A 13,564-nucleotide genomic window follows, 5' to 3' on the forward strand; every position below is an offset into this window, starting at 1 on the left:
GCGTCGACGGTTAGATCGCCATCGCGAGCAGGCTCACTCCTACAGTGGAAGCGCGTCCTTCTGTAGGAGTGAGCCTGCTCGCGATAGGGGCACCTCGGTTCAGGGTTTCTTCTTGTACGCGATGCAATCGATCTCGACCTTGCAATCGACCATCATGCTCGCCTGCACACAGGCCCGCGCCGGGGCGTGTTCAGGTTTGAAGTACTCGCCGAAGACCTTGTTGAAACTGCTGAAATCCCGCGGATCGTCCAGCCATACGCCGGCACGCACCACATCCTCCAGGCCATAACCAGCCTCTTCGAGAATCGCGATCAGGTTCTTCATGGTCTGGTGGGTCTGCTCGACGATGCCGCCAACGATGATCTCGCCATCCACCGCCGGCACCTGGCCGGACACGTGCAGCCAGCCATCCGCCTCTACGGCGCGCGCGAAGGGACGTGGCTGACCGCCAGCGGCGGTGCTGCCGGTGCCGTATCGAGTAATGCTCATGGGTACTTCTCCTGATGACAAAACAAAAAATTAGAACCGCGTGCTCTTGAGAAACTCGGCCAGACGCGGCGATTGCGGGCGTTCGAACAGTTCCTTGGGAGGCCCCTGCTCTTCGATCCGCCCCTGATTCATGAAAACGATCTTGTCCGAGACCTCGAAGGCGAAACGCATTTCGTGGGTCACCAGCAACATGGTCATGCCGTCTTCGGCCAGGCCCTTGATCACGTTCAACACTTCACCGACCAGCTCCGGATCGAGGGCCGAGGTGACTTCGTCGAACAGCATCAGGCTGGGGTTCATCGCAATCGCCCGGGCAATCGCCACGCGCTGTTGCTGACCGCCGGACAACTGTCCGGGAAAGTGATTGCGCCGTTCCAGCAGGCCGACCCGCTCCAGCCATTTTTCGGCCAGCACCACGGCTTGGTCCTTGTGCATTTTCTTGACCTTGAGCAGACCGAGGGTGACGTTCTGCAACGCGGTCAGGTGCGGGAACAGGTTGAATTGCTGGAAGGCCATGCCGGTCATCGCGCGATGGCGGGCGATGACTTTTTCCGCGTGACGCACGCGTTTGCCACCGACCTCGTCATAGCCGATGGACTCGCCGTCGAGCAGGATCTGCCCGCCCTGGAACTCTTCGAGCATGTTCACGCAGCGCAGCAACGTGGTCTTGCCCGAACCGCTGGAGCCGATCAGCGTTACGACGTTGCCGCGCTGCATGCTCAGATCGACACCCTTGAGCACTTCGACCGCACCGTACTGCTTGTGCAGGCCACGGATGTCCAGCAGCGGCTGACCGTTCTGAACCTTGGAAACTTGAGCTTGAGTCATGGCAGGGCCACCCGCTTTTCAATGTGCCGGCCGAGTAATTCGATGCCGTAGTTGATGACGAAGAACAGAAAACCGGCGAACAGGTAGAACTCCAGAGTCATGAAGGTCCTGGCGATGATCTGTTGGGTGCTGAGCAACAATTCGGCGACGCCGATCACCGAGAGCAGGGTCGAGGCCTTGACGATTTCGGTGGACGAGTTGACCCAGGTCGGCAGGATCTGCCGCAACGCCTGGGGCAACAGCACGTAACCGAGGGACTGATAAAACGTCAGGCCGATCGCCTTGCTCGCTTCCATCTGCCCGCGTGGCAAGGCCTGCAAGGCGCCGCGCACAATCTCGGCAACGTGCGAGCCGCAAAACAGCGTCAGGCCCAACGCACCCGCCTGAAACGCGCTGATCTGCCAGCCCAGCGCTGGCGCCATATAGAAGCAGGCCAGCACCAGCACAAACACCGGCGTGCCGCGAATCAGGTCGACGTAAAAGCGGAACGGCGCGCGCATCCAGAACTTGCCGTAGGTCAGCACCAGACCGGTGACAACTCCGAGCAGCGTGCCGAACAGAATCGCCAGCGCCGACACCTGCACACTGGTCAGGAACCCTTGCAGCAACGTCTCGCGTGCCACCCATAATTCATGCAACCAACTGGGAGATTCGTACATCGCAGCCTCCTATCGGCGAATCGCCAGACGCTGCTCGAGGTAGCGCAGCAGCATGGCAATGAGGTAACAGGCCGCGACATACAACGCCGTGGTCACCAGCCAGGTTTCGATCACCCGGTAGCTCTCGACGTTGATCTTGCGCGCGTAATAGGTCAGCTCCGGCACCGCAATCGCGGCGGCCAGCGAGGTGTCCTTGAACAGCGAGATAAAGTTGTTCGAGAGCGCCGGCAACACGTTGCGCAGCATGACCGGCACCGTGACGTAGGCCTTGACCTGCCATTCACCGAGACCGATTGCCAGCCCCGCCTCGCGCTGGCCTTTGGGGATGCTCAGCAAGCCGCCACGGAACACTTCGGTCAGATAGGCGCCCGCATACAGCGACAAGGTGATGATGAACGACGGGATCTTGTCCAGGCGGATCCCCAGGCTCGGCAAGGCAAAGTAGATCAACAGAATCAACACCAGAATCGGCGTGTTACGCACCACCGTGACGTACACCGAGGCCAGCACCCGCAAGGCGCGATGCTTCGACAGCAAGGCAAACGCCATCAGCAGGCCGATCACGCAGCCGATGGCGATCGACACCAGCGCCAGTTCAAGGCCCAGACCGAGCCCCGCCAGCAAGGTGTCGAAATCGCGCCACACGGCGGCAAAGTTCAACTGATAGTTCATGGTCAGCAGTACCTTGAGCGGGGCGATTGAGGCGCCCCGCTCTCACGGGGTCATTTGAATTCGACTGGGAAACCGATGGCCGGCGACGGCAGATCCACACCGAACCATTGCTTGAAGGATGCTGCGTAAGTCGGGAACTCGACGCCGGTCATGGCTTCGTGCAGCACGGTGTTAACGAAATTCAGCCAGTCCTGATCGCCACGTTTGACGGCGCAAGCGTAGGTCTGCGGGCTCCACGCGTAGGTCGGGCTGCGGTAGCGGCCCGGGTTCTGCACCATCAGGTATTTGACCGAAGACTGGTCGGTGGCTGCCGCATCGGCGCGACCGGAGTTCACCGCCTGATACATCAGGTCGACACTGTCGTACTGATCAACCTTGGCCTTGGGCAGTGCCTGATGCACCAGTTCTTCGGCATAGACGTTTTGCAGCACAGCCACGGTAACGCTATCACCGGCAGCCTGCAGGTCTTCGATTTCCTTGTATTTGCTGTTGGCCGGCAGCAGCAGACCGACACCTTCGCGGTAGTACGGCAGGGTGAATGCCACTTGCTGCGCGCGGCTCGCGGTAACGGTGATGAACTGGCAGCTCATGTCGACCTTGTCGGTCAGCAGATTGGGAATTCGCGCATCGGACGACTGCACCACAAACTCGACCTTGTTCGGATCATTGAACAAGCCCTTGGCCACCATCCTGGCGATGTCGATATCAAAGCCCTGCAACTTGCCGTCCGCACCTTGAAAGTGCCACGGCGCATTGGTGCTGCCGGTGCCGACAATCAACTTGCCACGGGCCAGAACACTGTCGAGCTTGCTGTCGGCTGCCTGGGCCATGCCCATGACAGCGGACGAAGCCGCAAGAACAAAAACACACGCTTTGAACAACGAAGGACGGCGATGCATGGCAAGCACTCCAGGATGATGTTTATTCCGCTATACCGGAACACGGTTTGTTACTACGGAATAAACAGCAGAAAGTGTGCCACAGCTCGCGGACGAAATCGCCCGTATGTGGAACTTCAAGTTATTCAGCTGGTTAGCTAACGAGACATCTGGCACGCAGAGGCGCCGCTTTTGGACAATTCAGCGATCGTGTGGGTAGTAACGTCACATTCAAGTGCAGCGATGTGCGTATTCGATGCACGGAGAGCTTTCGCAAGGTCTCTTTTTTCGAATTGCCGTTTGTCGGATTTCAACCTCGACCTGTCAGAGTTGACAGTTGTTTCCAACGGATCCCGGAGGCCTACTGAAGTCTCTGCTCAGCAGAAACATCAATAACCGAACAAGGATGAGTGAAATGGCTAATTTGATTAAAAACGGTGACTTTTCCCAGCAAGGTGCTCATTGGAGCGCGTCCGAGGCGGACAAAGTTCATTATGAAAACGGCGATTGCGTTATTGCTTCTCCTGCATTTATCAGTCAGGAGGTGCCCACGCCAGACGGTGATGGTGGGACATTCATGTTATCCGCGCGGATGAAGACCAACCCGGGGGCAGCGGGTCGTATCACGGTGCAGGCTCACCCGACGGGTGAGCCAGTTTCACTTAATGTCGGGGGCGGGCAAAGCTGGGAAGTTCTTTCCAAGAAGTTTAAGGCCAATAACGCGACTATCAAGTTCGTAGTCAAACTGGAAGCCAACGATGGAGAAAACGGCAAGCCTGGCTCGTATTTCGGTGATGTAACGCTTTCCAAATTGAGCTGACACAACGTTTCAAGTTGATGAGCGGGTCATCGCCAATGATGACTCGCTTTTTCAATCTCTCGATCGCGTCGTCGATGAAGCGAGAAAAGGAGCTAATCGTGAGCCTGAATGTACCCCTCTCCGCTTTGTCGCCTGTCTACCGCAAAGCCCTGAAAACCTGGCGTCCGGTGATCCTGTACTTCGCCAACGAATACTGTCCTGCCTGCGAATGGGCCGGGCCGGTGTTTCGTGAGGTGGCCGAGCCGTATCGGCTTCGGGCGAACATTTACATGCTCAATACCAGCGAAGCGCCGCGCCATCCGCTGGTCACCGGCACGCCGACCGTGCTGTTCTACAAGAACGGCAAACTCATGAAGAAGCTCAAGGGCATCGGCACTGAAGAAACATTAAGTGAAGATTTCGCCCGGCACGTCGGCAAAACCAAAGCGCCAGCTGTCATCCGCCCACCCCGGCATGATCTGGCCTGGCTGCGGCGCACCTTGCGCACGCTCTGCACCGTCCCCCGCGCACATCGATGGAACTTTTCCTGAAAGTGCCACCTAAGAGCCATCAACCGATGGCACTTTCGTTCCAAATTATCGGTAACAGACAAGCCTCGGGCCGGATTGGACAAGCTCCATTCCGGCTGCTTTTCTTTTATTTCTCGGCAAGCGAACACAGGCGTCAGGTGATTTAGCCCGGCGTTGCCATGTCCCAGGAGGGATCAATGTCTTTCAAAGTCATGATGGTTTTCGGTACTCGTCCGGAGGCCATCAAAATGGCCCCCCTGGCCAGGGTTCTGCGCCAGTGGCCCGACATCCAACTGAACATCTGCTCCACCGGCCAGCACCGCGAGATGCTCGCCCAGGTGCTCGACGCCTTTGAACTGACGCTCGACGAAGACCTGCAGGTGATGACCCAGGGTCAGACCATCAACGGTCTCTCGCAGAACCTGCTCGGACAACTCGATCAAGCCTACGAACGCGTCAAGCCGGACATCGTGCTGGTACACGGCGACACCACCACCAGCTTCATCGCCGCCCTCGCTGCGTTCAATCGTCAGCTACCCATCGGCCACGTCGAAGCAGGCTTACGCACCGGCAACCTGCGCGCACCATGGCCTGAAGAGGCGAATCGACGCTTGACCGGCGTGATTGCCGACCTGCATTTCCCGCCCACCTCCAAGACCGCCGCCAACCTGCTTCGCGAAGGTGTGCCCGAGGACAACATCGAAATCACCGGCAATACCGTGATCGATGCCTTGCTGTGGATGCGCGATCACCAGCAGCAAACCAACTGGCATCCAGCCGCCGACTCGCCGTTGGCTGTCCTCGATGATCAGCGCCGGATGATCCTGATCACCAGCCATCGCCGGGAAAACATCGGCGATGGTTTCCGCAATATCTGCCAGGCATTGGCAGAACTGGCCGAGCGTTATCCCGACGTTCAGTTCGTTTACCCGGTGCACCTCAACCCGCTGGTGCAGGAAGTGGTGTACGGCACGCTCTCGGACAAACCCAACATCTATCTGATCGCCCCGCAGGACTACCCGAACTTCGTGTGGCTGATGGGCCGTGCGCATTTCATCCTCACCGATTCCGGCGGCGTGCAGGAGGAAGCCCCGGCCATCGGCAAACCGCTACTGGTGCTGCGCGATGTGACCGAACGGCCATCCGTGCTGGAAAGCGGCACCATGCTGCTGGTGGGGACCGACAAGTCCCGCATCGTCAAAGAGGCCAGCCAGTTGCTGGACGACCAGGACACCTACACCCGCATGAGCCGCGTGCACTTCCCGTACGGCGACGGCCACGCCAGCGAACTCATTGCCACTCGCCTTCATGCCTGGTTGAGTGCTCGCTCGGCGGTGGGTAGCGACGTATGAGTCTGGGTTGGGTCGACTTCTTTGCGTATGTGCTGTTTGGTCTTAAATATGTGGCGATCGCCCTCGCCCTGTTGATGTTCATCCTTGGTCTGGATGACCTGTTCATCGACCTTGTCTACTGGTTTCGCAAGCTGATCCGGCGCTGGCGGATCTACGAAAAATTCGAGCGGGCAGACGAACAACGTCTCTACACCATCCCCGAAAAACCGCTGGCAATCATGGTGCCGGCGTGGAACGAAGTCGGTGTCGTCGGCGAAATGGCGCGCCTGGCCGCCTCGACCATCGATTACGAAAACTATCAGATTTTCGTCGGCACCTACCCCAACGACGCCGAAACCCAGGCCGACGTCGACGCGGTCTGCCAGCACTATCCCAACGTGCACAAAGTGGTCTGCGCCCGCCCCGGCCCGACCAGCAAGGCCGATTGCCTGAACAACATCATCGACGCGATCCTGCGTTTTGAAAGCGAGGCAAAAATCCAGTTCGCCGGGTTCATCCTGCATGACGCCGAAGACGTGATTTCGCCGATGGAATTGCGCCTCTTCAACTACCTGCTGCCAAACAAGGATCTGATCCAGATTCCGGTCTACCCCTACGCGCCTGAGTGGAAAGGTTTTACCGCCGGACACTATGTCGACGAATTCGCCGAGAACCACGGCAAGGACGTCATCGTCCGTGAAGCCCTGACCGGTCAGGTACCCAGCGCCGGGGTCGGCACTTGCTTCAGTCGAAAAGCCATCAGCGCCCTGCTCGAAGACGGTGACGGTATCGCGTTCGATGTACAGAGTCTCACCGAGGATTACGACATCGGCTTCCGCCTCAAGCAGAAAGGCATGAAGTGCATTTTTGCCCGTTACTCGGTCAGCGATCCGAAGCTGGCACTTGAGCAACCGTGGGTGTTCGGCATGAACCGCGAATTCTCCCAGGTGATCTGCGTGCGCGAGCACTTTCCCCGCGATCTGCAACACGCGATCCGGCAAAAGTCGCGCTGGATCGTCGGCATCGTGTTCCAGGGCACCAAGAACCTCGGCTGGAGCCGCAAGGGCCTGCTCAACTACTTCCTGTGGCGAGACCGTCGCGGCCTGATCGCCTATATGTTGAGTTTTCTGGTCAACCTGCTGTTCGTGGTCCTGATCGCGATGTGGCTGATCACCGTGATTTCCCCCGAATCGTGGCGTTATCCATCGATTCTCTCCGACAGTTCGCTGCTCTCGGCATTGCTTTGGCTCAACGGCTTCATGCTGCTCAATCGCCTGTTCCAGCGTGGCTGGTTCGTCACCCGCTATTACGGGCTGGTCGAAGGCCTGCTCTCGGCGCCACGAATGATGTGGAGCAACTTCGTCAACTTCTTCGCCAACGTGCGGGCCCTGCGTCAGGTCATGGCGATGGGCGACTCGCGACGCGTGGCGTGGGACAAGACCACCCACGAATTCCCGGCATTGACCAAGGCGCAACGCACGCCGCTGGGTCATCGTCTGGTGGAAAAAGGCCTGCTCACGGAGGAACAACTGGAAGCGGCGATCACCAGCCCGGTGCGTCGGCGTCTGGGTCGCGAGCTGCTGTTGCGTGAGTACATCAACAGCACCCAACTGGTACAGGAACTCGCCGAGCAGCTGGAACTGGAATGGGCACCGCTCAATCCCTTCAAGCTCGACCAGCGCCTGATCGACGCCGTGCCACGCAGGGTCGCTTCGCACTACGGCGTACTGCCGGTCGCCGAGGAAGGCGACACTCTGGTGCTGGCCTCCGAAGGCCCGGTCAGTCAGGTATCGCTCGGTGCGATCAGCCGTCAATTGAAACGCCCGGTGCGCTGCCGACTGGCACCGCAGGGCCGCGTGACGCTGGGAATTCGTTACTGGTACGCCAGCCCCCGGCAAAGTGAGGAAGTGCGTCATATGCTGCAAGTGCTTGAGCGCCATCAGGACGATGAAGATCTGCTGGAACGCGTCAGTCGCCATCAGGTACTGCTCGGCAACCTGCTGCAGGTGCGCGGCATGGTTCCGCCGACCCTGTTCAATCAAGCGCTGATCGATTTCGATGCGGAAAACATGTCCCTCGGTGAACACCTGATTTCCCGCGGCATGATCACTCAGGAAGTTCTCCAGCAAGCCCTGGCCGATCAGGCCAGTGAGCAACAAGCGGCTTACCGCATCGTCCGGGAGGTCGCATGAAACCAGTACATCGTCACACTTTATTGATGGGCAGCCTGCTGCTCGGCCTGAGCAGCGCCTACCCGCTGCAAGCCGCGCCGCTGAGCGATTTCGAACAGTTTCGCAGCTATCCCTACATGGACCGCAGCTATCGGGAAGCGAAGAAAGGCAACTGGAAAGAAGTCGAACGCCTGATGCGCCACCTGCTGGAGAAGGTTCCAAAAAATGATGAAGCTCGGGCGCTGCTGGTGGACGCCCTGGCCAAACAACGCCGTTACAAGGACGCCGTCGAAGCGTTGCCGGAACGCGACAGCGCAGCCACTCTCGACCTGCGCCTGACCTGGATCGAACAGGATCCGCCGAGCAGCACCCAGGTCGAGCAATGGATGGCGACCAGCGATCTAAACGACCGTGTGCGTCTGTGGCAGGCCTACAGTTTGAGCCTGGCCAAATTCGGCGGCGCGGCCAAGGCCCACGACTGGCTGGCGCAACTGGCGCCCAGGGGCGATGACAACATCCTGCGCCTGGCCCGCGCCAACTGGTCCGAACAACTACGTGACTGGAGTGGCACCATCGATCAGTTGGCCCCCCTCGCGGCACGCAAACAACTGGATGCCGAAGGCTGGCAACGTCTGGCCAACGCTTACGTGCAGCGTCTGGACGAAAAACCGTTGCAGCAACTGCTGCAACAGGCACCAAGCCCTGACGCCGCGCGCAAGGTACGTCTGGCGATGGTCGATCGCGCCATTGCCATGGGCCACGATCAACAGGCTCAGCGCTGGTTGCAGTCATTGCCCGCTGCGGATTTGGCGGATCCGACACAACGCCAGCGGCTTTGGGAACTGGCCCGGCAGACCGACGATGTGCCTACAGTCCAGCGCCTGAGCAACGACCTGCAGCGCCCCTGCCTGGAAACCGTCGACTGGCTGTCGCGTCACGATCCTGAAGCAGCGCTGACGCAGCTGCGGCGTTGCCAGCCAACCGATGATCCCCAAGCATGGCTGGTGCTCGCCCAGCGCCTGCAAGCCACCGATCTGTTGCAAAGCACGACCTTGCCGCAGCCATGGGAAAACCGGCGACAGGCACAACTGCTCGATGTCTGGCAGGAACAGGGGCAGAGCAGCAAAGTAATGGTCTGGCTTGCGGGGCAGGAGCAGACTCCAGCGGTGGTCAAGCGTCGCGCGCAACTGGCCCAGTCCATGGGTCGCCGTACCGAAGAACAAACGCTGTGGGAATACCACTACCGTCAGACCGGCGATCCGGCTTCGCTGAATCAGGCCAGTTTCCTCGCTCTCAGCAGCGGTGATCGTGCCCACGCGCAGGAGCTGCTGGAAAACGCCTATGACCGCTTCGGTGGTCGTCTGCCGGGCACCGCCCTGCAGCGTCTGGCCGGAATCTATGCGTCATCCAAAGACACCACGCCCGCACAACAGCGACGGATGGCATCGCTGATCAGCCAGATCGACGGCGCCAGCCGTGGTCAACTGCTTGCGCAACTGGCGGAAAACGGTCAGTGCGATGCCGTGCAGCAAGCAATTGGCAGCCACCCGCAGGCCGCCGGCGATTATCGTGCGCTCGGCCGCTGTGCAATGCCGGACCGCCCCGGTGAAGCGGTGGTTTATTACCAACAGGCAGAAAAACTCGGCGACCGCGGCAGCCGTCTGCCACTGGCCTATGCGCTGGAGGCCGCAGGTGACTCCGCTGGTGCCTTGGCGATCTGGCGCAGCATTCCCGCCGCCGAACTCAGCGACAACGCACGTTTGACCGCCAGCCGCAGTGCGCTGAATGCCGGTGATAGCCAGACTGCCGAGGGTTACTGGCAGCAAAGCACAACCCGCGGCGCCAATGAATGGGCACTCGGCGCAGCGATTGCCGATGCCCGTGGCGACCACGCCCAGGCGTTGCAGCGCCAACGTCAGGCCTTGCAGCAAGCGCCGGATGCCGGGCATTTCTATGCCGCTTCCGTCACTGCACAAAAGGCTGGCGACATGCCGCAAAGCAATGCCTGGCTGACGGAAGCGGTGCGTCGCGATCCGAACAACCCGCGTTACCGCGCCGATTACGGCATGCGCCTGTCCGGCGCGCCGACTCGCGAAGAACGCGCCCGGGCGATTCCGTACCTGCAGCAGGCGACCCGGGATTTCCCCGAGGATTATCGTCTCGGCGAAACTTTGGCCTGGCGCTATGACGAAGTCGAGGACAGCGCCTCGGCGCGCAAGGAATTGCGCCGAATAATCGATCTGGAACAAAACCCGGTAGCCGCCGACGATGAAGATGGCAGCATGGAAGCCCGGCGCTATCGCCAGCGTCGCGCCCACGAAACGCTCTCACGGCGTGACAGTTTCACCCTCGCCAGCACCTGGTCGCCTGCCGGTGTTTCGACCAACGATTTCCTGCGTGACGACAACACCAAGGGCTCACGCCGCAGCGCCAGTTCACAGAACGTGCAAGTGGCGATGTGGGACCACGCACTGGGTGAAGAACCCAGCCGCGCGGGAAGCACGCTGTCGGTCTACGGGCGGGTTTTGCTCGGTGGTCAGAGTCGCTCCAGCTACGCCGAGTCCGCCGCAGCGGGTGTCGGCCTGCGCTACAAACCGTGGGGCACGCAGAACATCAACCTCTATGCCGAAATCTACAAGCAGAGCCAGTTCGATGACCAGGACAACCATGGCCTGAGCCTCGGGCAGATGATCAACCCGCATAAATTCTCGGATCAGCTCGACGATCATCGTCAGGACGGCCACACCACTACCGATTACCTGCTGCGCGCCACAGCCTCGTTCCTCGATCAGGGCCAGTACCGCAACGATTGGCGTGTCGATGAAAGCGACTGGGATGAGCGCTTTCTCTATCTTGATGCCGCATGGTGGACCAAGGCTGGCGATCACCAGTGGTTGTCGCGTTTCCAGCAGGGTCATGCGTGGAAGCTGCCGTCCAACGCCGCGCAAACGATCATGCCGTATGGCTTCCTCGAATTTGCCAGTCAGGACCCGAGCAACGACTGGCGTCAGGACCTGCGCACCGGTGTCGGTCTGCGCTGGCAATGGTGGTATGACGATGACCGCTACAACGCTTACCGTTCGAAACTGACAGTGCGCACCGAGTACCAGCAATCGCTGGGCGGCAATCTGTATGACGGCGGCAACGGTGTGCTGCTGGGCGTGGAGTGGAATTTCTGATGGCGCGCTGGATGCTGTTTTTCTGCCTGATGCTGGGCGCAGTGGTCGTGCGTGCTGACGAGCGCGTGTTTTATCAACCGCTGAATGTCGATGCCAGCCTCAGTCAGGCGCAGTGGCAACAAATCTGGCGAGACACCGCCCGCCAAGGCATCAGCACAGTGATCGTGCAGTGGACCGCTTATGGCGATTCGGACTTTGGCGGCGCCAGTGGCTGGCTCGCCAACAGCCTGAAACTGGCTCGAGAACAGGGTTTGCAACTGGTGCTCGGGCTGAAGATGGATCCGGCCTACTACCAGCGTATCGACGAACTGGATACCGCCGGGCTCGCCACCTACTGGCAGGCACAGTTGGGTCAGTCACTGGCGCAACAGCAAACACTGCGCAAGGACTGGAAATTGCCTGTCAGTGGCTGGTATTTGCCGATGGAACTGGATGACTTCCACTTCCTGGCGGCCGATCGCCGAGCCACGTTGCAACGACAGCTCAAGGCTTTCGCCGGCAAGCTCGACGCACCGCTGCACATCAGTGCGTTCAGCGCCGGCAAACTCGCACCGACGGTCAATGGGCAATGGCTGGGCGAGCTGAGTGGCGCCGATATTCAGGTGTGGTGGCAGGATGGTGCAGGCACAGGCAAATTGTCACCGCTGGTGCGCAATGGCTATGCCAGCGCTCTGCCCTGCTCCGTGGGTATTGTGCGCGAGGCATTCCGTCAGGTCAGTGCCGAGGGCCAGCCGTTTCGTGCCGAACCTGCGCTGCCCGATGCGGCATCCACCGGCTGTCACGTCAGCGCTGTGTTTTCCCTGCGTTACCGCCCTTGGGCTCGGGTGATCCTCGACAACCAGCGCAAACAGCAAGGCAGCAATGTACAGACTCGTTGAAGAGCAGGTACTGAAGAAAACCGCGCCCGCCGAGTTGCGGGCCGAGTTCATCCAGCATGAATTCGAACGACTGCACACGTTCAGTCTGCTGATCTACGTCGCGAGTTTCGCCATCTGGCTGGTGTTCGATCTGGTGGTCAGCTTCCTCGGCGAACAGGGATTCACCTGGCGCTCGATGGCCTTCATCACTTTTTTTTCAACGTTGACCGTCGTCATGGGGTTCACCCGCAAGGCTCGCCATTTCGACGTGATCACGCTGCTGTTCGTACTGGGCCTGACCGTGGGCGTGCGGCTGATCATCACCGGCGTCCCGCTCGCGGTTCACAGCTCATGGCTGGTACTCGCCGCGGCGAGCATGCTCTACAGCGTATCGGTGCTGCCACTGAGTCGCTGGGCATTTTTCGCGACGCAAGCCATCATCTGGCTGGTACTCAACCCGTTCATCAATACCCCCACCACCCTGATTGAACTCAGGGGCGTGATGACCGCCTGCTACAGCGTGTTTCTCTGCTCGTTGAGCATCTACACCTTCCTCAAACTGCGTGAGGCCAAGCTCTACAACTACATCATGTCCAGGCTGCTGCTGGATCAGGCCTACAACGACACGCTAACCGATATCCCCAATCGCCGATCGTTCATGACCGTCGCGCAAAACCACCTGAAAACAGTTCCCCGCCAGCATGATCATTACCTGGCGATGATCGACATCGACAACTTCAAGAAAGTGAATGATGTGTACGGTCACGACATTGGTGATGAAGTGCTGAAGCGCGTGGCAGCCGATATCAAAACGGTGATGGCGCAGCACGATTTCGCCCGTCTGGGTGGCGAGGAGTTTGCAATTTATCTGGCGGGTTTGCGGCGCGAGGATGTCGAGACGCTGGCTGGCGAGTTGTGCCGGGTGGTTCGCGAACAACCGACACAGCACCCGGTCACGATCAGCATGGGTGTGGCCCGGGTGGAAGATGGCGACACCTTGAATCAGGCACTGATCAAGGCGGATGAAGCGTTGTATGAGTCAAAGCATTCGGGCAAGGATCGCTTTACTTTTCATCAGTGATTTTATGGCGCAGGACAGATTGCATTCGCGAGCAGGCTCGCTCCCACTGTGGAATGTGTTCCAGAGTGGGAGCGAGCCTGCTCGCGAAAG

The 13,564-nt window shown here is 59.7% G+C and carries 12 protein-coding genes; 7 read left to right on the top strand and 5 right to left on the bottom strand.

Annotated features, from left to right (window positions below):
* Positions 1–99: 99 nt before the first annotated feature.
* Genes ACVHNU_RS11850 through ACVHNU_RS11870 form a run of 5 tightly spaced genes read right to left on the bottom strand, consistent with a single transcriptional unit; the run spans position 100 to position 3,547 of the window.
* Positions 100–489, bottom strand: coding sequence for a RidA family protein (locus ACVHNU_RS11850; RefSeq protein ID WP_003225452.1), 390 nt, complete (start codon positions 487–489; stop codon positions 100–102).
* 30 nt (positions 490–519) lie between these two features.
* Positions 520–1,317, bottom strand: a complete 798-nt coding sequence (locus tag ACVHNU_RS11855) for an amino acid ABC transporter ATP-binding protein (protein WP_473019809.1) — start codon at positions 1,315–1,317, stop codon at positions 520–522.
* Positions 1,314–1,976, bottom strand: a complete 663-nt coding sequence (locus tag ACVHNU_RS11860) for an amino acid ABC transporter permease (protein ID WP_083368959.1) — start codon at positions 1,974–1,976, stop codon at positions 1,314–1,316. Before ACVHNU_RS11860 ends, ACVHNU_RS11855 begins: the two co-directional genes overlap by 4 nt.
* A gap of 9 nt (positions 1,977–1,985) precedes the next feature.
* Positions 1,986–2,648, bottom strand: coding sequence for an amino acid ABC transporter permease (locus ACVHNU_RS11865; RefSeq protein ID WP_003225455.1), 663 nt, complete (start codon positions 2,646–2,648; stop codon positions 1,986–1,988).
* Positions 2,649–2,698: 50 nt separating this feature from the next.
* Positions 2,699–3,547 (bottom strand): transporter substrate-binding domain-containing protein, encoded by an 849-nt coding sequence (locus ACVHNU_RS11870; RefSeq protein WP_003225457.1) that lies wholly within the window; start codon positions 3,545–3,547, stop codon positions 2,699–2,701.
* Between the two features lie 394 nt (positions 3,548–3,941).
* On the opposite strand from ACVHNU_RS11870, the gene ACVHNU_RS11875 reads away from it, so the two are divergent.
* The 7 genes from ACVHNU_RS11875 to ACVHNU_RS11905 all read left to right on the top strand — a co-directional run bounded on the left by ACVHNU_RS11875 (position 3,942) and on the right by ACVHNU_RS11905 (position 13,474).
* Positions 3,942–4,346 carry a hypothetical protein gene (locus tag ACVHNU_RS11875; RefSeq protein WP_262143417.1) on the top strand — a complete coding sequence of 135 codons (405 nt, stop codon included), beginning with the start codon at positions 3,942–3,944 and terminating at the stop codon, positions 4,344–4,346.
* A 98-nt stretch (positions 4,347–4,444) separates the two neighbouring features.
* Positions 4,445–4,876, top strand: a complete 432-nt coding sequence (locus tag ACVHNU_RS11880; RefSeq protein WP_473019810.1) for a thioredoxin family protein — start codon at positions 4,445–4,447, stop codon at positions 4,874–4,876.
* A 176-nt stretch (positions 4,877–5,052) separates the two neighbouring features.
* Positions 5,053–6,207 carry a non-hydrolyzing UDP-N-acetylglucosamine 2-epimerase gene (gene wecB / locus ACVHNU_RS11885; RefSeq protein WP_045122482.1) on the top strand — a complete coding sequence of 385 codons (1,155 nt, stop codon included), beginning with the start codon at positions 5,053–5,055 and terminating at the stop codon, positions 6,205–6,207.
* A complete protein-coding gene (gene nfrB, locus ACVHNU_RS11890) occupies positions 6,204–8,378 on the top strand; it encodes a cyclic di-3',5'-guanylate-activated glycosyltransferase NfrB (protein ID WP_473019811.1) in 2,175 nt (724 codons plus the stop codon). The genes wecB and nfrB overlap by 4 nt, the downstream gene beginning before the upstream one ends.
* Entirely contained in the window at positions 8,375–11,536 is a 3,162-nt protein-coding gene (locus ACVHNU_RS11895) for an NfrA family protein (RefSeq protein WP_473019812.1), read from the top strand. Before nfrB ends, ACVHNU_RS11895 begins: the two co-directional genes overlap by 4 nt.
* Entirely contained in the window at positions 11,536–12,414 is an 879-nt protein-coding gene (locus ACVHNU_RS11900; RefSeq protein ID WP_103485153.1) for a DUF4434 family protein, read from the top strand. Before ACVHNU_RS11895 ends, ACVHNU_RS11900 begins: the two co-directional genes overlap by 1 nt.
* Positions 12,398–13,474, top strand: coding sequence for a GGDEF domain-containing protein (locus ACVHNU_RS11905; RefSeq protein WP_473019813.1), 1,077 nt, complete (start codon positions 12,398–12,400; stop codon positions 13,472–13,474). The genes ACVHNU_RS11900 and ACVHNU_RS11905 overlap by 17 nt, the downstream gene beginning before the upstream one ends.
* Positions 13,475–13,564: the final 90 nt, after the last annotated feature.

Source organism: Pseudomonas sp. Ors-4-3C (assembly GCF_055755035.1).

Coding starts and splice junctions, on each gene's coding strand:
- nfrB (WP_473019811.1), top strand. CDS start 6,204: ATGAGTCTGGGTTGGGTCGACTTCTTTGCGTATGTGCTGTTTGGTCTT.
- ACVHNU_RS11855 (WP_473019809.1), bottom strand. CDS start 1,317: ATGACTCAAGCTCAAGTTTCCAAGGTTCAGAACGGTCAGCCGCTGCTG.
- ACVHNU_RS11895 (WP_473019812.1), top strand. CDS start 8,375: ATGAAACCAGTACATCGTCACACTTTATTGATGGGCAGCCTGCTGCTC.
- ACVHNU_RS11905 (WP_473019813.1), top strand. CDS start 12,398: ATGTACAGACTCGTTGAAGAGCAGGTACTGAAGAAAACCGCGCCCGCC.
- ACVHNU_RS11860 (WP_083368959.1), bottom strand. CDS start 1,976: ATGTACGAATCTCCCAGTTGGTTGCATGAATTATGGGTGGCACGCGAG.
- ACVHNU_RS11850 (WP_003225452.1), bottom strand. CDS start 489: ATGAGCATTACTCGATACGGCACCGGCAGCACCGCCGCTGGCGGTCAG.
- ACVHNU_RS11870 (WP_003225457.1), bottom strand. CDS start 3,547: ATGCATCGCCGTCCTTCGTTGTTCAAAGCGTGTGTTTTTGTTCTTGCG.
- ACVHNU_RS11875 (WP_262143417.1), top strand. CDS start 3,942: ATGGCTAATTTGATTAAAAACGGTGACTTTTCCCAGCAAGGTGCTCAT.
- ACVHNU_RS11900 (WP_103485153.1), top strand. CDS start 11,536: ATGGCGCGCTGGATGCTGTTTTTCTGCCTGATGCTGGGCGCAGTGGTC.
- wecB (WP_045122482.1), top strand. CDS start 5,053: ATGTCTTTCAAAGTCATGATGGTTTTCGGTACTCGTCCGGAGGCCATC.
- ACVHNU_RS11865 (WP_003225455.1), bottom strand. CDS start 2,648: ATGAACTATCAGTTGAACTTTGCCGCCGTGTGGCGCGATTTCGACACC.